Raw genomic sequence first — 19,616 nt, forward strand, 5'->3', positions numbered from 1 at the left:
GGTCACGCCCGCTCGAGCGTGCTCACGTGGGCGGGCGACGTCAGTCCGTCGTCGCGTCCTTCGCCGCGGGGGGCTTCTCGTCCTCGCAGCGCTTGGTCACGACCATGACGGGGCAGGCCGAGTGGTGCAGGACGGCCTGGCTCGTCGATCCCAGGAGCAGGCCTGTGAACCCTCCGCGCCCGCGCGACCCGACCACGACGAGGTCCGAGGCCGTCGAGAACTCCGTGAGGAGCTCGGCGCCCGTGCCGTCGAGGACGATCCGCTTGATGGGGACGTCGGGGTTCCCGGCCTCGTGCCGGTCCACGATGACGTTGAGGCCCTCGGTGATGTCGTCGAGGACCTGCTGGTGGTCGATCGAGGCCGGCAGCCACGCGAGCAGCCCCGCACCGGCCCCCACGGGCACCCCGGCGACCGCGACGAGCTCGGCGTCCCACGCCCTGGCCTGCCTGATGGCGTGCCGCAGCGCGATGTCCGCGGACGGCGAGCCGTCGACGCCGACCACGATCCGCTTGAGCGGCTGGATCGCCGGGAGGTCACCGTCGTCCCCGCCCGACTTGAGCGGGACGACGACCGTGGGGCACCGCGAGTGCGCAGGCAGCGCCGACGAGACGGTGCCGAGCAGACGCTCGGTGAACCCACCACGGCCCCGTGTCCCGACGACCACGAGGCCGTAGTCCTTGGAGAGCTCGACCAGGACACCTGCGGCGTCACCGGTCGCTATCGCGGCGGTCGTCCTGACGCCCGCCGCCTCGGCACGCTGGGTCGCCTCGGCCAGGACGGCCTTGGCGCCCTCCTGGATTGCGGTGTCGTCCAGGGCCGCGTAGCCGCCGTCGAGCGAGGCCGCGGTGAACGACGGGAGCGAGTACGAACACACGACGTGCAGGGGCCAGCCGACCTGTCGCGCGTACGCAGCAGCCCAGTCCAGGGCGTGCAGGCTGGGCGCCGAACCGTCGACCCCGACGAGCACGATCTCTGCACGAGTCATGGTTTCATCTCCTCCCGATGGCGAAGCACCATCCTGAGACAAACCTATCGAAAGAACAGGCAAAGTCCACCGAGGCACAGGGTTCGTTCCTGTCGTACGTCATCGCGGTGTCAGCACCGCTGACGTCCCTGCCCTTCCCCACCTTCCGAGCGTCGGAACAGCTCCCGAGACCGTCGTCTCCTGGCGCAGGAGGGCCGTCGCAGCACTCCGCCTGAGCCGACTACCGGACCGACGACAGAACCCCGCCGTCCCGCACGAGGCGGGGCGACGGGGTTCCGTGCGAGCGAGCCGCTCAGAGGACCTTGCGGGTTCTCAGGCGACGCGGATGAACGTGGGGTTCGACTGCCAGATCTGACGGAACTGAATCGTCTTGCCGGGGCGCGGCGCGTCGATCTGCATGTTGTCGCCGGCGTAGATCGAGATGTGGCCGGGGGTCCAGATCAGGTCGCCGGGCTGGGCGTCGGCGCGCGACACCTTGGTGCCGACGTTGCCCTGGGCGCTCGACTGGCGAGGCAGCGTGATGCCGACCTGCGCGAAGACGTAGCTCGTGAAGCCGGAGCAGTCGAAGCCGTCCGGGGTGGTGCCCCCGTAGACGTACGGGACGCCCACGTAGCGGCTGGCGATCGAGACGATCGCGCTGCCGTTGGCCGAGGCCGGGATGGAGACCGAGGCCGCCTTCTCGGTCGTGGAGGTCGTGGCGGAGGTGGTCGCGGTGCGGGCCGCGGAACGCGAGGTGACCTGCGTGGCACGCTCGACGACCGGCTCGGGCTCGGGCTCAGGAGCGGGGGTCACGGCGACGGCCGCGCTCTCGATCGTGAAGCCGGCCTCAGCGGCGACCGTGACGGACGGAGCGGACTCGAGCGCGGCACGGGCCTGCGTCGTGAGTGCGTTCAGGTCGACGGTGTTGAGCTTGGCCGTGTCGTGGTCGACGGGCGCAGCGGTGGCGGGCATCGCGCCGAGCATCGAGACGATCAGTCCCGACGAGGCAGCGACGACAGCGGTGCGGCGGCCGACGGAGGAAGCCGTCGCCGCCGAAGCAAGTGTGGAAAGCGGGCGTCGCGCTGCACGGTGGCGTGCGCCGGTCGTGACTGCGTTCACTGGATACCTCTCCTGGACGCCTGCGAGGTCAGCTGTCGGGTTCGGGTGGGAGAATCACCCGGCCGTCGGGACCGAGGTCCGTCTGGCTTCACCCCAAGGGCACCGTTTCCGGTACCCGAATTTGGGTCCCCCGTCCCTGTCATCGGGTCGTGGTGCTCCTCTCGCGGTGACAGGGTTCGGCGTTCCGCGCGAGGGCCTCGACGGACGATTCATCCGTGAAGCAGAACCGAACGTACACGACCTCCGGGTGAATGTCACGTTCCCGTCACGACGCCCTGGAAAAGCCTGGTATAGCAGGACGAACCACCACAGGATCGTTGCCCCGGGCACCCCGTGAACGGTCCGGACGCACCCCGCCCCAGACCCCACGAAGGGGGTGCGGGGCGGCGTCAGGACGCGGCGCGCGCTGCGCTCAGGGCGCGGTGACGAAGATGTGGCGAGCGACGTCGTCGGGCAGGTCGAGGACCGTCTCCGCACCTTCCGCGGACACCGTGAACGACCCCGCCTCCGGCGTGACCGTGACCTCCTGACGCGGCAGGATGCCCGCGGCCGCGATGCGGGCCAGCAGGTCCGTGTCCGTCTGGAGCGGCTCCGCGATGCGCTGCACGACGACGCGCAGCCCGCCGGGCTCGCGCCCCGCACGGTCCGCGGCGGCCACGTACGCGGGCAGGGAGACCACGCCGTCGAGGTACTCGATCTCCTGGATGTCCTCACCCAGCTCCGAGAGCCCCGGGATGGGGTTGCCGTACGGGTCGTAGTGCGGGTGGTCGAGCAGGCCGATGAGGCGCTTCTCGACGAGCTCGCTCATGACGTGCTCCCACCGGCAGGCCTCGACGTGCACGAACTCCCAGTCGAGCTTGATGACGTCCGTCAGCAGGCGCTCCGCGAGGCGGTGCTTGCGCATGACGCGCTGGGCCTTGGAGTGGCCGTCCGGGGTGAGCTCGAGGTGACGGTCCCCCGTCACGACGACGAGACCGTCCCGCTCCATGCGGGCCACCGTCTGGGAGACGGTGGGTCCCGAGTGTCCGAGTCGCTCCGCGATGCGCGCACGCAGGGGGACGATGCCCTCCTCGTCGAGCTCGTAGATGGTCTTCAGATACATCTCGGTGGTGTCGATCAGGTCGGTCACGTCGCGCTCCTGTCGCTTGAGGGCTTGGGGGCACCTGCCGCACCGGCGGGCCGCTGACCCTAGTTTAGGTCCGAGCCACCGACATTGTGGACGCCCACCGGTGTTCGCGCCAGGCCGGACTATCGTTGCCCTGTGCCTGAGCCCACCCAGATCACCGTCCCCCCGCACCTGCTGCCCAGCGACGGCCGCTTCGGCTGCGGCCCCTCCAAGGTCCGCGACGCACAGGTGCGCGCGCTCGTCGAGGCCGGCACGTCCGTGCTCGGCACGTCCCACCGTCAGGCGCCGGTCAAGTCCCTTGTCCGCCGGATCCGCTCGGGTCTCACGGACCTGTTCGACGCCCCCGAGGGGTACGAGGTCGTGCTCGGCAACGGCGGCTCGTCGGCGTTCTGGGACGTCGCGACGCTGTGCCTGGTGCGCGAGCGCGCCCAGCACGCCGCGTTCGGCGAGTTCGGCGCCAAGTTCGCGACCGCGACCACGCGCGCGCCGTTCCTCGAGCCCTCGCAGGTCCTCACCGCTCCCCCGGGGTCGGTCGCGGTGCCGCAGCTCGCGGACGGCGTCGACGTCTACGCCTGGCCCCACAACGAGACCTCGACGGGGGCCATGGCCCCCGTGCGCCGCGTCCAGGGCTCGCGCGAGCAGGGTGCGCTGACCCTCGTGGACGCGACGTCGGGCGCGGGCGCCCTCCCGGTCGACCTCGCCGAGACCGACGTCTACTACTTCGCGCCGCAGAAGGTCTTCGGGTCCGACGGCGGGCTCTGGGTCGCGATCCTGTCGCCCGACGCCGTCGCGCGCCTCGAGGAGATCGAGTCCGGCGACCGGTGGGTCCCCGAGTTCCTCTCGCTCCAGGCCGCACTGACGAACTCGCGCCAGGACCAGACGCTCAACACGCCGTCGGTCTCGACGCTCGTGACGTTCGCCGAGCAGGTCGACTGGCTCAACGAGCAGGGCGGCCTCGCGTGGTCGAGCGCCCGCTCGGCGACCTCGGCACGCACGCTCTACGCGTGGGCCGAGTCGCGCGAGTGGGCCACGCCGTTCGTGACGCGCCCCGAGGACCGGTCCACCGTCGTCGGGACCATCGACCTGGACGAGTCGATCGACGCGACCCAGGTCATCGCGGCGCTGCGTGCCAACGGGATCCTCGACGTGTTCCCGTACCGCAAGCTGGGCCGCAACCAGCTGCGCATCGGGATGTTCCCCGCGATCGAGCCCACGGACGTCGAACTGCTCACGCAGAGCATCGACTTCGTGGTCGACGCGCTGGCCTGAGCCTCCCCCGCACGCCAGGAGTGGCCCGCCCCGGGAAGTCTGGCGGGCCACTCCTGGCGTGTCGGCTCGGCCCGCGGCCGAGCGAGGTCAGGCCGCCTCGGCCACGTCCTGCGCGTCGTCGACGCCCAGCTGCCCGCGTGTGTCGCTGCGGCTCGCGCGCCGCGCAGCGCCGCCCACGGGGTAGGTCACCAGGAGGTGCGGGCGCTGCGTCACGCGGTAGCTGACCGTGAACTTCCAGTTCCGCATGGCCCAGATCGCTGCACCCACCGAGACCAGGAGCGCCGTGATGGAGCCGATCCCGATCGCCCAGCGGGGCCCGTAGGCCTCGGCGATCCAGCCGACGATCGGCGCGCCGACGGGCGTCGCCCCGAGGAACACGATCATGTACAGGGACATGACGCGCCCACGCATCACGGGGTCGGTCGTCATCTGGATGGTCGTGTTGGCCGCGGTCATCATGGTCAGCGACGCGAAGCCGACCGGGATGCACGCGAGCGCGAACGTCGTGTAGCTCGGCATGAGGGCCATGACCCCCGTGGCCACCGCGAAGCCGAACGCTGACCCGATCACGAGGCGCACGCGCGGCCGTTCGCGCCGCGCCGCCATGAGGGCGCCGGTCAGCGAGCCGATCGCGAGGATCGACCCGAGCATCCCGTACTCGCCCGCGCCCATGCCGAACTCGACGCGCGCCATCATGGCGGACGTGAGCTGGAAGTTGAGCCCGAACGTGGAGACGACGCTCAGCACCACCATGATGACGATGATGTCGGAGCGTCCGCGCACGTAGCGGATGCCCTCGCGGATCTGCCCCTTCTCGCGCGACGCGCTGGGCAGCTTGTGCATCTCGCGCGTGCGCATCCGGGACAGCGCGAAGATGGTCGCGCCGAAGCTGATGCCGTTGATGATGAACACCCAGCCCGTGCCCACCGCGGCGATCAGCAGGCCCGCGACGCCGGGGCCGATCAACCGGGCCGCGTTGAACGACGCGCTGTTGAGGCCCACGGCGTTGGACAGCTTGTCGCTCGGCACCATCTCGGCGACGAACGTCTGGCGCACGGGGCCGTCGAGCGCGGACACGCACCCGAGCGCGAGCGCGAACCCGTAGACGTGCCACAGCTCGACGTGCCCCGAGAGCACCAGGGCGCCGAGCCCGAGCGCGAGCACGCCCGAGGCGCCCTGCGTGGCCATGAGCATCTTGCGGCGCGGCAGGCGGTCCGCCAGGACGCCGGCCCACGCGGACAGCGCGAGGACGGGCGCGAACTGCAGGGCCGTGATGACGCCGACGGCGACGCCGGAGTTCGCCGTGAGCACCGTCAGGACGAGCCAGTCCTGGGCGATGCGCTGCATCCAGGTCCCGACGTTCGCGACGAGCGCGGAGCCGAACCAGAGGCGGTAGTTGTAGTACTTGAGGGAGGAGAACGTCGCGCTCATCGTGCGGCGATCCGGGTCAACAGGTCACTGGCGCGGGCCAAGGTCTCTCTTTCTTCGTGGGTCAGGCTGGTCAGCTGCTGGGTGAGCCACGCGTCGCGGCGGCGCCGGGTCTCCTTGACCTCGAGCACGCCGGCGTCGGTCAGCGCGACGACGACCTGGCGCCCGTCCGTGGGGTGCTCGACCTTGTGGACCAGGCCGAGCTCGACGAGCGCGTTCACGGTGCGCGTCATGGAGGGCGGCCGGATGCGCTCGTGCGTGGCGAGCGCGCCGGGGGTCATGCCGCCGTGCTTGTGGAGCACGGTCAGGACCCCGAACTGTCCTTCGGGAAGGTCAGCTCCTCCGCGCTGCGAGCGCAGCGCGCGCGAGACGCGGGTCAGGGCGACCCGCAGGTCACCACCGAGGGTCGCGGGCCGACACTGCGCCTTCGTGGGGGACGAGGACGTGATCGGTTCCGCAGCAGGCATCTCTTTACCCTAACTCATTACCTTAGGTAAGGAAAGGGTTCGGGTGGGACGAGAACGCTCCCGACGGGGCACCCGACTCGCCCCGAACGTCCGCTATGGTGTGCGCCGTGCATCAGGAACTCACCCTCGCCGAGACGCTCCACCTCCTCGGGCTCATGGGCCGCAATCTGCCGTCCTTCATCACCTCCGTCTCGGGGCGCGACGACGCGCTCGACCTCGTCGCGGAACCGCGCCAGGTCAAGCGCCTGCCCGCCCCCCTCAAGCTCGCGACCCGCCTCGCGCCCACGGTCCGCGCCACGCTGCGCGTGGTCGAGGTGACCGACGGCGTCGCGACGTTCTCCGTGGACGCGCACGCGGGCGGCTTGCCCGCGCACAAGCTCCTCGGCCTCGCCGCGAGCCGGATCGAGACGGTCGTCACCGCCAAGGGGCTGCCGGCCGGCTCGGTACGCGTCCTGCCCGACGCGAGGATCGCGCTCGACGTCCAGCGTCTCCTCCAGGCCCGCCTCCCCGGCGCCAGCGTCGCGGACGTGTCGTTCCGGGACGGGCTCGTCGTGCTCGACGGAACCGCTGCCTGACCGACCTCCCTGGGCCCCTCGACCCGTCCCGCCGCTGAGCGACGCCCCGCGACGCTCAGCGGCGGGACCAAGCCACTGTTCAGTGGCGGTGCAGGCCGACCTCAGCGGCGAGGCGACGCCGTCGCGTGGTCGAGCAGGTCGAGGAAGGTCCGGTAGTACTCCTCGACGTAGTGGACGGGCGAGCGCCCCCACCGGTGGTCGGGGTCGCCGACCGCAAGATGCGCCGGCACCCGGACGAACTGGTGCGGCGCCAGGTCCCTCCGCAACCGCCCGTACATCCGAGTCCGATCGGAGATCGCGGGCGAGTCGCTGCAGGCATGGAAGATCCCCGCCGACGAGGTCCCGACGCATGAGCGGTCGTCCACGAGGATCCCGAACCGTCAGCCGACGAGATCGACGACGATCACGTCCACCTGCACGTCGCCACAGTCACGCCACAGGCGACGTGCCCGGGGGAGCTGGGATGCTCACTTCACCGTCGCGGGAAGCACCGTGAGCACTCCCTTGTTCTCCTCGATGAACTGCGCGGCGCTGTCGCTCGCGAACGACGCCATGAGGGGGTCGAGCAGCTCACGGTTGAGCACCACGATCGACTGGCCGTCCGCCGAGCGGCCCGTGCCGTTGTGCGGGGCCGTGAGGAACGTGACGTCGTTGGTCGACAGCCCGCGCGCGCTCATGTACAGGTTCTGGATACGGTCCATCGTGAACTGCTCGTCGACCGCCACGGACTGGCTGAAGGCCGTGAAGAACGACGTCATGAGAGGCACGTCGTTACGGTTGTTGTTGACCTTGGCAAGGATCGAGCGCATCCAGTTCTGCTGACGCTGCGCACGACCGAAGTCCCCGTTGGGCAGGCCGTGGCGCTGACGCGTGTAGGCGAGGGCCTGCTCACCGGTCATGATGTGCACGCCGGCCTCGAACTGGACCTTCTTGCCGTCGCTGATGTCCTCGGGGATGCGGATCTGCACGCCGCCCAGGGCATCGGTCAAGGACGTGAAGGACGTGAAGTCGGTGAGCGCGAAGTGGTCGATCCGCACGCCCGTGAGCTGCTCGACGGTCTCGATCATGAGTGCCGGGCCGCCGTAGGAGAAGGCCGCGTTGATCTTCGCCTCGCCGTGCCCCGGGATCGGCACCCAGCTGTCACGCGGGAACGAGACCACCTGGGCGGACTTCCGGTCGGCCGGCAGGTGGACGAGCATGATCGCGTCGGTGCGCTGCGCCCCCGCCTTCCACTGGGACGGGTCGCCCGCCGAGATGCGGCTGTCCGACCCGAGCACCAGGATGTTGACGGCCTCGTCGGGCACCTCGGGGTCACTTGGCGCGGCCTCCGGCCGGTTCTGGATCCCCTCGAACGGGTCAGCCAGCTTCTCGATGTTGCTGTCGAGATTGTTCCGGAAGGCGACCACAGCTGCGACCCCGCCCAGGCAGAGCACCGCGACGAGCGTTCCGAGGACGATCAGCGCCGTCCTGGCGCCGCGCCGGCGCTTGCGGACATGACGGCGACCTGCCCCGACGTCGCCGGAACCTGGGGTGGACTCGGTCCCGACGGGGAGCAGCTCGTTGTCTGACACGGCAAGGATCTTAGGACACCGTCAGGGCTCAGGGTCCCCGAATCGGCGCCCTCGCGCGGATGTTCACCCCACCTACCCATCTCTTGGCGTACCAACGGTCCCCTGGCACGGAGATAGACTGTGGAGGTTTCGCGTCGAACACGTGGGACACACGTGCAATATTTCGGGCGAACCAGCCCAGACCACGAGCAGTGTCGATGTCGACCTGCCGGGATCGCTGAGAGAAACCAGGGGACATGACCGGTCGCGCACCGAGGGGAGCGCTCCATGCGCGACGGAAGCCGTCGTCGGGGCATCGGGTCCTCCTCGTGACCCATCACTACGCGCCCGAGACGGGGGCCCCGCAGCGCCGGTGGGGAGCACTCGTCGCCCGGTTCGTCCCGGCGGGCATCGATGTGAGCGTCCTCACTCCGCCGCCGCACTACCCCTCGGGGATCCTCGCCCCCGGGGCGGAAGCGCACCTTCCGGGAACGGTCTCGCGCGGCGCACACGGCGAGCGCATCATCCGCGTGCGCTACCGGGAGCACACGACCTCCCTGGTCTCGCGCACGCTGGACCATCTCGTGGCCGCCCTGAGCTCGATCCACCTCGGCTGGCGGCGCCTGCGTCGCCGTACCGTCCGCCCCACGGTCGTGATCGGGACCGTGCCCGGTATCCCCAGCATGTTCGCGGCCTGGGCGCTCGCACGGATCTTCCGTGCGGCCCTGGTCGTCGAGATGCGCGACGCCTGGCCCGACCTCATCCGCCCGAGCGGGATCATGACCGGTTCGCTCGCCCAGCGACGCCCTGGCCGGGCGTTCGCGACGACTCTCGCGCACCGGGTCATCACGCGGCTGCAGTCCCGCGCCGACCTGGTGGTGACCACCACCGAGACGTTCGCTGACGTCGTCCGCTCCCGTGGTGCTCGCAACGTGGCCGTCGTGCGCAACGGCACGGCTTTCCCCGTGGTCAGCCAGCCTGCCGTGGCTCCGGGCACGGACCTCGCACCCCGTCCGTTCCGCGTCGTCTACGCCGGGACGCTCGGCAGGTCCCAGGGGCTCGAGGTCGTGGTGCGCGCGGCTGCCGTGGTCGAGTCCCGTGGGCTGCCGATCGAGGTCAGGATCGTCGGCGCCGGCAACGACGCGACGCAGCTCGCCGCACTCGCCCGGTCGTTGGGCGCGCCCGTATCGATCGGCCCGCCCATCCCCCACGCCGAGATCGAGGCCCTCTACGGCTGGGCCGACACCCTGGTGGTCTCCCTGCGCGACTGGGAGCCGTTCCAGTGGACCGTGCCGTCCAAGCTGTACGAGGTCATGGCGTCGGGCCACCACGTCACGGCGTGCGTCGCGGGAGAGTCAGCCGAGCTGGTCCTGTCCCTCGAGGCGGGCGACGTGGTGCCCCCGGGGGACGTCGAGGCGCTCGCGAACCTCTGGGCGGGCTACGCCACGTCCGGGGTAGCACCCGTTGCGAGCCACGCAGCCAGCGCATGGGTCGCTGCCCACGCGAACGACGACGTCCTCGCCGAGACCTACCTCGCGCTGCTCGACGGCCTCACCCGATGAGCCGCCCGTCCTCCGCGCGCGAGCTCGCGCGCAACGTCCGCTTCGCCGCGTCCTTCGCGACGCACGCAGTCCTCGACGACCCGGTGTGGCTCGTGATCCAGGCCGTGCGGCGCTCGCCGGCCCGGGTCCGCGCCGTCGTGGTCCGTGCGCTGGGGCTCGCACCGTCCCCCTCGGCCTCGCGCGCTCTCTCGCGCTACCTCGCGGGCGACTCGTCCGGTGCCGCCGACGAGTCGTCACGGCTCCTCCAGACGTCGGGCGGGCGCTCGCGCATCGGCGCCGAGGTCGCCGTCGCCGTCGGACGTCCCGACCTCCTGGACAGCGTCCTCTCCCCCGGGCCCGCAGGACTGCGGGCGCTGTGGCAGCGAGGCGACGTCGCGGCCCTGCGTGCTGCGCACGCGTCGGGTCGCGCCGAGAAGCGGGTCCTGGCGAGCCTGCTGGGTCAGGTCGACGCGCTCGCGCCGCGCGCGGAGGTCCGGCTGCGGGAGGTTGCCGCGCCCTCCCCCGGTCCGACGGCGCCGCTCGCCGTGCTGCACCACCTCACCAACTCGTTGCCGCACACCCAGAGCGGGTACACCCTGCGCAGCCACGCGGTCCTCACCGCGCAGCGCGACGCGGGGCTGCGCGTCGAGGCCACCACACGTGCGGGCTATCCCGTGACGATCGGCTCGTTGGGTGCGCGGGGCGTCGACGTGGTCGACGGGATCCCCTACCGACGGCTCATCCCGACCGGCCTGCCGAACGATCCGGCGCGCCGTTTCTCGGACGCAACGGACCTGCTGGTCCGGGCTGCGGAAAGGTTCGAGCCCGACGTCCTGCACACCACGACGCCCGGGACCAACGGAGAGGTCACGCGTGCCGCCGCGGAGCGGTTGGGGATCCCGTGGGTCTACGAGGTGCGCGGGCTGCCCGAGGAGACGTGGGTCGCGTCGCACAGCACACCCGAGGCCCGTGAGGTCGCGGAGCGGTCTGAACGACGCGCCCTGCTGCGCACCAAGGAGACCGAGCTCGCGGTAGCCGCCGATGCGGTGGTGACCCTGAGCGCGACCATGCGCGACGAGCTGGTCTCCCGGGGAGTCCCGGCCGAGCGGATCTCGGTGGTGCCGAACGCCGTGCGCTCGTCGCTCCTGGCCGAGCATCCGACACCCGCTGCTGCGCGTGCGTCGCTGGGGCTGCCCGAGGCGTCGTTCGTTGTGGGCACCGTGAGCAGCCTCGTCGGGTACGAGGGGCACGACACGATCCTGCACGCGGTCGCGCTGCTGCGTCGGCGCGGCCTCGACGTGACGGCTCTCGTCGTGGGCGACGGTGTGGCCCGGCCAGGCCTGCTGCGCCTGGCCGACGAGCTGGGACTGGGGCCGCACGCGACCTTCCCCGGGCGGGTGCCCCACGAGCAGGCCGCGCTGTACATGTCAGCGCTCGACGCATTCCTCGTGCCGCGCCGCGACGACCGCGTGACCCGCCTGGTCACGCCCCTCAAGCCGGTCGAGGCCATGGCGATCGGGCGTCCTGTGATCGCGAGCGACCTGCCGGCCCTGGCCGAGGTGCTCGACGCACCGCACGGGGGGCTGCTCGTCAACCCCGACGACCTACCCGGGTGGGCGGATGCGATCGAGTCGCTGCAGCACGACCCGGCCGTCGCCGGGGAGCTCGTTGCCCGAGGTCGAGTACTCGCGAGCGAGCGCACGTGGGCGAAAAACGCGGATGCGTACCGAGGTATCTACCGACGTTGCCTAGGATTCACCGCATGACCGCATCATCGAAGGCTCCCACGACGGGGCAGACGGAGGGGAAGGCCAGCCCGGTCGACCTCTACTCGATGCTCTTCGAGGGGCCCGAGACCAAGGTCGAGGTCATCTCGGCGGGGCGCCTGACGCGGGTCGGAGCGCGTCCGCCGTTGGGCGAGTACCTCGCCCAGCTCTGGGACCGGCGCTACTTCCTGTGGGCCGACGCGCGCGCCAAGGTCACGAGCGGGACGCGCGAGACGCTGCTCGGCACGGCGTGGCTCGTGCTCAAGCCGATCCTGGACGGGCTGACGTACTTCCTGATCTTCGGACTGCTGCTGCAGTCCGGCCGTGGTGTCGACAACTTCGTCGGCTACCTGATCATCGGCACCTTCCTCTTCTCGTTCACCACACGTTGTGTGACCGGCGGCGCACGGTCGATCACCGCAGGACGGAACCTCATCCGAGCGTTCGCGTTTCCCCGGGCGGCACTCCCCATCTCCGTGGTGCTCCGCGAGATGCTCAACATGATCCCTGTGCTCGCGGCCATGTTCGCGATCATCCTCATTCTTCCGCCCACTGAGGTCCTTACCTGGCGGCTCGCGCTGATCCCCTTGGTCCTAGCACTCCAGGTGATCTTCTGCACGGGTCTGGCACTGCTGCTCGCGCGCGCCGCCGCCAAGCTTCCGGACCTCAACCAGCTCATCTCCTTCGCGATGCGCCTGTGGCTCTACGGCTCAGCCGTGTTCTTCTCCTACGAGAGGTTCATCGACCACCCCACGATCCTGTCGCTCATGGAAGCCAACCCGATGTTCATGGTGCTGACCATCGTGCGGAACAGCCTTCTCTACGGAGTGTCGGTACCGGGCTCCATGTGGCTCGCTCTCAGTGCCTGGGCATTCGGTGCACTCATCGTGGGCTTCCTCGTCTTCTGGCAGGGGGAGGAGTCTTATGGTCGTCTCTGATCCGTTCGCGTCCGCGACCGTGGCGGTCCAGGACGTCCACGTCCGCTATCGCGTCCCGTCGACCGACGCGTCCGAGAGGCGCCGAGCGAACCCTCTGGCCCGTGCGGCCAAGACGCTCCTGGGCCAGCAGCCCATGGTCTTGGTCCGTGCTCTCGCCGGTATCTCCTTCGTCGCCCGCTCCGGCGAGCAGATCGGGATCGTCGGTCAGAACGGCTCGGGCAAGAGCACGCTCTTGCGAATCATTGCCGGGCTCGAGAAGCCTGCCCGCGGACAGGTGCTCGCGGAAAGCACCCCGGTCCTGATCGGTGTCAACGCAGCCCTCGTCCCCGACCTGTCGGGGGAACAGAACGTCCGCCTCGGCTGCCTCGCGATGGGACTCACCCCCGAGGAGACCGCGCTGGCTGTGCCGGACGTCATCAAGCTCGCCGGCCTCGGGAAGTCGATCTACCTCCCCATGAAGACGTATTCGTCAGGCATGGGCTCTCGCCTTCGGTTTGCCATCGCGACGGCAGCGAACCCCGACATCCTCCTCATCGACGAGGCTCTTGCGACCGGGGATGCCGCTTTCAAGGAGCGCAGCGAGGTCCGGATGGAGAAGCTCCGCGAGAACGCGGGCACCGTCTTCCTCGTGAGCCACGCTGCACAGACCATCGAGGAAACCTGCACCCGGGCCATCTGGCTCAATCACGGCCGTCTCATCCTGGATGGTCCCGCCGAGGATGTGGCCTTGCGCTACCGCAAGTGGGCCTGGGCGATCGCCAAGGAGAAACCAGAGGAAGCCAAGACGATCATCGAGGACGCGCTCAGCGAGCGTGAGGACACGTTCGTCAAGATCGAAGAACCCCCGGGGAAGCTCTACACCCCCCGCCACGTACGAGGGCAGCGGCCGAAGACCCGCGCCGACAATGCAGAGAGTAGGTAGCGATGCGCCCCCGCATCATGACCGTGTACGGCACCCGTCCTGAGGCCATCAAGGTGGCTCCGGTCATCCGGGCCCTCGAGGAGAGCGCTCACTTCGAGTCGGTGACAGTTGTGACCGGCCAGCACCGCGAGATGCTCGACCAAGTGAACGAGCTGTTCGGGATCGTCCCCGACCACGACCTGAACATCATGAGCCATGGACAGACGCTCGCGCAGATCTTCGCGCGTGTCATCGACGGACTCGACCAAATCCTTGAGAAGGAGAAGCCGACGGCGGTCATCGTCCAGGGCGATACCTCCACGTCGACGGCCGCCGCCCTCGCCGCGTTCTACCGGCAGATTCCGGTCATCCACCTGGAAGCAGGCCTTCGGAGCGGTGACATCTCCTCTCCGTTCCCGGAGGAGGCGAATCGCAAGATCACGACCCAGATCGCAGCACTGCACCTGGCGCCGACCGAAGTCTCCAAGGCCAATCTCCTCACCGAGGGGGTGCTCAACGCCGACATCGTCGTGACCGGCAACACCGTCATCGACGCACTGCTCACTACGGTCGGAAAGGAGCTCCCTTTCTCGGACCCGGCACTGGAGTCCCTCGCTGCCTCCGAACGCCGCATTCTCCTGGTGACCACACACCGGCGGGAGAACTGGGGTGGCGCGATGGAAGGCGTCGGCAGAGCACTTGCCCGCATCGCCACCGCCTTCCCTGAGACGGAGATCGTTCTTCCCGCTCACCGCAACCCCATCGTGCGCGAAGCGGTCCTCCCCCACCTCGTCGGTCTTCCAAACATCACCGTGACGGAACCGTTGGCTTACGGCGAATTCACCCGGATGCTCTCACTCTCGACGGTCATCCTCACGGACTCTGGCGGCGTTCAGGAGGAGGCCCCGAGCCTCGGAAAGCCTGTCCTCGTCATGCGCGAGAATACTGAACGTCCAGAGGCGGTGACCGCCGGGACAGTTCGACTGATCGGCACCGACGAGGAGAGAATCGTCGCAGACGTCACCGAGCTCCTCAGCAACCCGATCGAGTACGCGAAAATGGCCAACGCGGTGAACCCCTACGGAGATGGCGAAGCGTCTCGACGGACCGTATCTGCGATTCGGAACCGCCTGATCGGTTCGAGTGACCACATTGATGAGTTCACATCATGACCGGCCAGGCTTCATCCCGAATAAAGACCCTGGTCTTTGGCAGTTGCGTATCTCGTGACACGTTTAGCCATCTCGAACCACAGAAGTTCGAACTCGTACAGTACATAGCACGGCAATCGATACTCAGCGCAATCTCTCCACCGACAACACTTGATATCGACCTGACTCCGCTGACATCGCGCTTCCAGCGCAGAATGGTACGCGGAAGCCTGGAAGGCAATCTCCTCGCAAGCCTCGAAGACGCACGCCCTGACCTAATCATATGGGACATCACCGACGAACGAACCGGCGTTTTTGAAATGTCCGACCGGAGCTACGTCACACGCATGGTAGAACTCGATCAGGTCGGAATGACTGCGAAGGTCGCGCGCGCATCGCTCAGGCACATCCAGTTCGGGACGAGCGAACATTTCTCCATCTGGACGTCAGCCTGCAATCGCCTTGCACAGCGTCTCAGCAACTTGAACCTCCTTGACAAGACGATCCTCTTAGCACCCCCATGGGCCCAATTCGACAACAATTCCGAAGAAACACCTCAAAGCTACGGCCTTACCGCAAACCAAGCCAACCAGCTAATGGAGCCCTACCTAGAGTACGTCGAGGAACTTCTCGGGCGCGCTCGCATCACACACCCCTCACCACGAGCCGATCGGAACAGTAGGTGGGGCGTCGCGGCCTTCCACTACACAGACGAAGTATATCGTTCGCTAGCCAGGAACATCACCGGATCAGCAGATGCGGTATCACAATCAACTCCAACTCCACGCCTTAAAGAAGAGCACCACCCCCGCCAGTTGAGCACCGTAGGCGATGTGCACATACTTCACGAATTTCGCACCCTCAGCCCATCGAGGCCCACCGTAATAGCCATCGAGAACTTGACCGAGGAGGAAGTGAGAAGCGGATCCAATTGGCTTCGCGAATCACTAGACCTCGATGGTGCCGCGAATCTTGTCTTTCTAAACGATCCAACCCTTACCTCGAACGATTCGATACAAATAGGGTGGGGGCTTGGGACCAAGGGCACCCCCGGGATTCCCGCAATGCTCCATTTGATCCATCGGGTCCTAGGCCAGGATGGCAGCAATCGCATCTATGTCGGATCCGGGGCTTCTGGATTCATCGCAGCCCAGCTAAGTATCCGTGACGGGGCGCCCGCTGCAATTCTCTGCAATCCAGACCTAGGCTGGTTCGAACGAAAAGCCCCTCGGGCGATTGTTCAACGTATATATGATAACGCCTCGGAACCTGGGACTGATCTGACTGACATTCGAGCAATGCCTGCAGGAGCCTCTCCGCCTTCGTTCGAGGTCTTTGTTAACCAGTCCCATCCAGAACAGTGGAACAGCCAACTCCGCGTCATTGCCGATTTGTTGGAAATGAATTCTTCACCGATAGCCAAGCGAACCACGAAGATTCACACGTTCACGAATGAAAAGGCACCGTTCGCCACTATTTCGACCGAGAAGTTGCAAGATTCAATCTTGGCACAACTTGATCGTATGATATTGGCGAATCAGAGATGAGGATTCTCATGCCGGTCTCTTATGTTGCAGAGTCTGGTGGGCTTCACGATCATATCGAGGAAATTGCCGTCTCGGCCCCCCAGTTCGGCGTAGAAGTGACCGTCCTTGGTCGTAGAGGTGTCTTTCTCGACCGACTCAAGAACCTTGGATTGAATGTAATTGCAACCGATCCGGCAGATACCGAAGACGCTATGCGTGACGTGCAGAAATATGGGCCTTGGGATCTGATTCATTCGCACCCTTTTGGCGCTCGTGAGTTTGCGTTCGCTGCCGCGGAAGTGCTCAAGATCCCAGTCGTCGTCACCATCCACGGCTGGTACGATGACAAGATTAGCGAGTGGCATTCAAAGGCGAGTGCCATCATCGGAGTAACCGACGCGATCTCGACCAGGCTTCGGGCAACGCCAGGTATTGATCAATCCAGAGTATTTACGATCGATAATCGGTTCAAGGTGGAGCGGGGAGCGGTTCACCCATTTCAGCCTGCACGTTCCCCATTCATGATTGCGATTGCTTCGCGGATTGATCGCGATTTTGGACCGGTCCTCTCAATATTGGACGACTTCGCGGCGTCTTGTCAGGAATACGAAGACCCGCGGTGGATGTTCACGATAGCGGGAACAGGCTCCCACGTCGGAGAGGTTGTGCGCCGAGTGGCCAATGTCTGGTCCGGACGATACGCACCTAGAACAAGCCTCATTGGCTGGTTGGACGCTACGGAGCTTTCCACCATGTATGATCGGTCGTTCTTGGCTATTGCTCCGGGCCGCGCGGCTCTCGATGCGATGCGGCGCGGGGTTCCTACGATCCTCACCCGTCAGATTGGCAGCTTCTCGCTTCCTCCATTTGGTGATCCACTCTCCCTACTTGCTGGAAATCCCGGTAGTGAGATGGTCCGCGGGCGGGACGTCTACCTGAATTGTAGACGCCTTGCAGAAGACCCCGATCTATGGGAACAACTGAGCCATCAAACACGACGTGTGGTGGACCTATTTTACAATTCCGGGGCGAGCACCAGGCGTCTTCACGCAATCTATGAAGCCGTCATAATGCGTTCAACTTTGAGCGCCCAGTGGCCCAACAGAAGCAACCTCGTCAGTGAAGTCGATTAGGAACCGAGATGAACGTGCGGAAACGAACCATCGATGGGTCACAGCATCAAATTTCTACATTCGAATCAGTTGAGTCGTTCCTTCAAACTTCGAAAGTCCCATCGGGAATGCTTGTGATCCGGCAAAACGGGCGGCCACTCGACATCTACAATGTTCCGAGTAGATCCGTAACGGACACCACGGTCGTTTTCCTTCACGGCGCAGCTCCTCGCGACGTTCGACTTCCCTACTTTGCCGGTCAGGAGATCTCACGTGGAATCAATTTCAATCGTGTCTTTGTTTCCGACCCTGCACTGACGAGCGCTCCTGATATCACTATCGGTTGGCACATTGGCGATTCCTACGCTCCGCACTTGCAATCCGACTTAGTTTGCATTCTGAAGGCCATAGTGGACTCCCATGGGGCAGGCAGAGTAGTGTTCTTCGGCGGCTCCGCAGGTGGCTATGCTTCACTCTTCTACTCTGCCAAGTTTGCCGGAAGTCTCTGCATTGCCTACAATCCTCAGACGAGTATTCGAAGGTACATCTCGGGGAAGGTGCGCGAATATGCGTGCTCCGCTTGGAACATCGAAGCGAACGAGTACGACCCACTCGAGTACGTGGAGCGGCGAGCCGTAACCGATTTGTGCGACTTGTATTCAACTCGTCAGGGAAATACTGTTGCACTTCTTCAGAACACGCAGGATGCATATCATGTTGAACGTCATTACAACCCGTTTGTCAAGGCGAACATGCCGGAGAACTCGATCTGGATGCTTAAGGATGCCTGGGGGCCTGGGCACACTCCACCCTCTAAGGTCGTCCTGAGAAGCCTACTGGAAGGTTGTTTGGACGACGGAGCTTGGTCAAGCATCCTCTCCAACCTCGGCTTCCGGGAAGCGGAGGTAATCTAGCGGTCCGTCTTTAAGAATCGTCGCATTTGTGGGTGTAGTTGGGGTCTGAAGCAGGCTCCCGGCAAAGTTGGCATGTGGGGCTGTGGCCTGCGTCTTTGCTGGCCGACATGCCGGTGCGGGCTTGCAGGTCTCGGGTTGAATGACAGGTTCCGACGCCTTCATCCGGCCCGGGAGCACACTCGCGAATGTCGTCGTCTTGTATCGCTTTGTCCGCGGGTGGGACTGTTTCGCGGCGCGAGCATCAGATGACGTACTGGCCGACATTCCCGATCCCCCGTCAGGCGCGTGGGGTGCGGCATCTGCTGTCGGGCCCGATCGCCGTGGCGCTGTGTGTGGTTATGGTGGCTCGGCGGACTTCTGGCGGGTCCGCCGCAGTGTCTCGTGGCGGGTCTGGCCCAGGCTTTCATTCCCCGAGTGGATGGAAGTCATGGCTGCACCGAGGAAACCCCCGGAGGGGCTTCGGGACTGTGCGATCCGCATGTCGGTCGATCCGCGGCTTGATCCTGCGACCCGTCAGGGCGCTTTGGCCAGGGTTGTTGAGCAGCTCGGGATCAATCCTGAGACGTTGCGGAACTGGGTCACGCGGGCGGAGGTCGATGCTGGTGTTCGGTCCGTGACCACGGCGAGCGATGGCAGTGGTTGGCTGAGCTTTGGCGGGAGAACCGTAGGTTGCCGGCCGGCGAACCATATTCTGCGCACGGCGTCGGATTTCCTCGCGGCGGAGCTCGACCGCCCATCGCCCAGGTAGTGGCCCAGCTCGACGTCCACCGTGGTGAGGTCGTCGAGGGACGTGAGCTCGGGGTCGAGCTGATCTGTAGGGTGCGATAGAGGAGCCCTCTACATCGCCAATCGCCACACCCTGCGCCTCGCCTAAGCCGGTGTCGTGGCCTCGGTCGGATCGGCCGGTGACTCCTACGACAACGCTCTGACAGAGGCTTTCACACGCTCTTCAAGGCCGATCTCGTACGCAACAATGGCCCCTGGGAGAGCATCGACGACTTCGAGATCGCCACGGCCGAGTACATCGACTGGTTCAACCACCGGCGCGTGCTCGGCGAGATCGGACTCGTCCCGCCGACCGAGTTCGAGTCCGCCCACCGCCATCAAAACCTCGCTCCGACTACCATCGAAGCATCAGTTCCAAGTCACCACTAAACCCGGTACGAAACGCACCGTCGCGGTACTCCTTGGGGGGCCTTGACCCCTGATCGTGGACACGCTGATTCCAGGTTCGCCCTGGAGGAAGCGAGAAGATCTGATCATGGCAAG

General features: G+C 66.6%; 17 protein-coding genes, 1 pseudogene and 1 riboswitch. Of the genes and pseudogenes, 11 read left to right on the top strand and 7 right to left on the bottom strand.

Going from position 1 to position 19,616, the window contains the following annotated elements; translation table 11 throughout:
* Positions 1–40: 40 nt before the first annotated feature.
* The 3 genes from H9641_RS02070 to H9641_RS02080 form a co-directional block, all read right to left on the bottom strand.
* On the bottom strand, positions 41–985 hold the full coding sequence (locus H9641_RS02070; protein WP_191800534.1) for a universal stress protein: 945 nt from the start codon (positions 983–985) through the stop codon (positions 41–43).
* A 312-nt stretch (positions 986–1,297) separates the two neighbouring features.
* Positions 1,298–1,936, bottom strand: coding sequence for a C40 family peptidase (locus H9641_RS02075; RefSeq protein ID WP_225219758.1), 639 nt, complete (start codon positions 1,934–1,936; stop codon positions 1,298–1,300).
* Between the two features lie 149 nt (positions 1,937–2,085).
* A riboswitch (cyclic di-AMP (ydaO/yuaA leader) is annotated at positions 2,086–2,275 on the bottom strand.
* A 220-nt stretch (positions 2,276–2,495) separates the two neighbouring features.
* Positions 2,496–3,212, bottom strand: a complete 717-nt coding sequence (locus H9641_RS02080; RefSeq protein WP_191800538.1) for a metal-dependent transcriptional regulator — start codon at positions 3,210–3,212, stop codon at positions 2,496–2,498.
* A gap of 132 nt (positions 3,213–3,344) precedes the next feature.
* Between H9641_RS02080 and serC the strand changes: the two genes are divergently transcribed.
* Positions 3,345–4,478 (top strand): phosphoserine transaminase, encoded by a 1,134-nt coding sequence (gene serC, locus H9641_RS02085; RefSeq protein ID WP_318244322.1) that lies wholly within the window; start codon positions 3,345–3,347, stop codon positions 4,476–4,478.
* An 87-nt stretch (positions 4,479–4,565) separates the two neighbouring features.
* Here the strand turns inward: serC and H9641_RS02090 are convergent, their stop codons facing one another.
* Positions 4,566–5,909, bottom strand: coding sequence for an MFS transporter (locus H9641_RS02090; protein ID WP_191800540.1), 1,344 nt, complete (start codon positions 5,907–5,909; stop codon positions 4,566–4,568).
* The gene (locus H9641_RS02095; protein ID WP_056645445.1) at positions 5,906–6,373 is read right to left on the bottom strand and encodes a MarR family winged helix-turn-helix transcriptional regulator; all 468 of its coding nucleotides are present in this window, start codon (positions 6,371–6,373) and stop codon (positions 5,906–5,908) included. The genes H9641_RS02090 and H9641_RS02095 overlap by 4 nt, the downstream gene beginning before the upstream one ends.
* A gap of 107 nt (positions 6,374–6,480) precedes the next feature.
* Here H9641_RS02095 and H9641_RS02100 point away from each other — a divergent pair, with 107 nt between their 5' ends.
* The gene (locus H9641_RS02100) at positions 6,481–6,948 is read left to right on the top strand and encodes a hypothetical protein (RefSeq protein WP_235534045.1); all 468 of its coding nucleotides are present in this window, start codon (positions 6,481–6,483) and stop codon (positions 6,946–6,948) included.
* Positions 6,949–7,049: 101 nt separating this feature from the next.
* Here the strand turns inward: H9641_RS02100 and H9641_RS19870 are convergent, their stop codons facing one another.
* Positions 7,050–7,226 carry a DUF6270 domain-containing protein gene (locus H9641_RS19870; protein ID WP_225219759.1) on the bottom strand — a complete coding sequence of 59 codons (177 nt, stop codon included), beginning with the start codon at positions 7,224–7,226 and terminating at the stop codon, positions 7,050–7,052.
* Positions 7,227–7,415: 189 nt separating this feature from the next.
* Positions 7,416–8,519 carry an LCP family protein gene (locus H9641_RS02105; RefSeq protein ID WP_318244323.1) on the bottom strand — a complete coding sequence of 368 codons (1,104 nt, stop codon included), beginning with the start codon at positions 8,517–8,519 and terminating at the stop codon, positions 7,416–7,418.
* Between the two features lie 308 nt (positions 8,520–8,827).
* Between H9641_RS02105 and H9641_RS02110 the strand changes: the two genes are divergently transcribed.
* The 9 genes and pseudogenes from H9641_RS02110 to H9641_RS20880 all read left to right on the top strand — a co-directional run.
* Positions 8,828–10,060 (top strand): glycosyltransferase family 4 protein, encoded by a 1,233-nt coding sequence (locus H9641_RS02110; protein ID WP_318244324.1) that lies wholly within the window; start codon positions 8,828–8,830, stop codon positions 10,058–10,060.
* Positions 10,057–11,805, top strand: a complete 1,749-nt coding sequence (locus tag H9641_RS02115; protein ID WP_191800544.1) for a glycosyltransferase family 4 protein — start codon at positions 10,057–10,059, stop codon at positions 11,803–11,805. Before H9641_RS02110 ends, H9641_RS02115 begins: the two co-directional genes overlap by 4 nt.
* On the top strand, positions 11,802–12,743 hold the full coding sequence (locus H9641_RS02120; RefSeq protein ID WP_191800546.1) for an ABC transporter permease: 942 nt from the start codon (positions 11,802–11,804) through the stop codon (positions 12,741–12,743). The genes H9641_RS02115 and H9641_RS02120 overlap by 4 nt, the downstream gene beginning before the upstream one ends.
* Positions 12,730–13,665: an ABC transporter ATP-binding protein gene (locus tag H9641_RS02125; RefSeq protein ID WP_191800548.1), complete on the top strand. Its 936-nt coding sequence runs from the start codon at positions 12,730–12,732 to the stop codon at positions 13,663–13,665. Before H9641_RS02120 ends, H9641_RS02125 begins: the two co-directional genes overlap by 14 nt.
* A gap of 2 nt (positions 13,666–13,667) precedes the next feature.
* Positions 13,668–14,816, top strand: a complete 1,149-nt coding sequence (gene wecB, locus H9641_RS02130) for a non-hydrolyzing UDP-N-acetylglucosamine 2-epimerase (protein WP_191800550.1) — start codon at positions 13,668–13,670, stop codon at positions 14,814–14,816.
* Positions 14,813–16,342, top strand: coding sequence for a DUF6270 domain-containing protein (locus H9641_RS02135; RefSeq protein ID WP_191800552.1), 1,530 nt, complete (start codon positions 14,813–14,815; stop codon positions 16,340–16,342). Before wecB ends, H9641_RS02135 begins: the two co-directional genes overlap by 4 nt.
* A gap of 8 nt (positions 16,343–16,350) precedes the next feature.
* Positions 16,351–17,454 carry a glycosyltransferase family 4 protein gene (locus tag H9641_RS02140; protein WP_191800554.1) on the top strand — a complete coding sequence of 368 codons (1,104 nt, stop codon included), beginning with the start codon at positions 16,351–16,353 and terminating at the stop codon, positions 17,452–17,454.
* 353 nt (positions 17,455–17,807) lie between these two features.
* Positions 17,808–18,347: a hypothetical protein gene (locus tag H9641_RS02145; RefSeq protein ID WP_191800556.1), complete on the top strand. Its 540-nt coding sequence runs from the start codon at positions 17,808–17,810 to the stop codon at positions 18,345–18,347.
* Positions 18,348–19,295: 948 nt separating this feature from the next.
* Positions 19,296–19,502, top strand: a pseudogene (locus H9641_RS20880) (IS3 family transposase); the annotation flags it as partial.
* Positions 19,503–19,616: the final 114 nt, after the last annotated feature.

It is taken from the genome of Oerskovia merdavium (genome assembly GCF_014836755.1).
Classification (GTDB): Bacteria; Actinomycetota; Actinomycetes; order Actinomycetales; family Cellulomonadaceae; genus Oerskovia; species Oerskovia merdavium.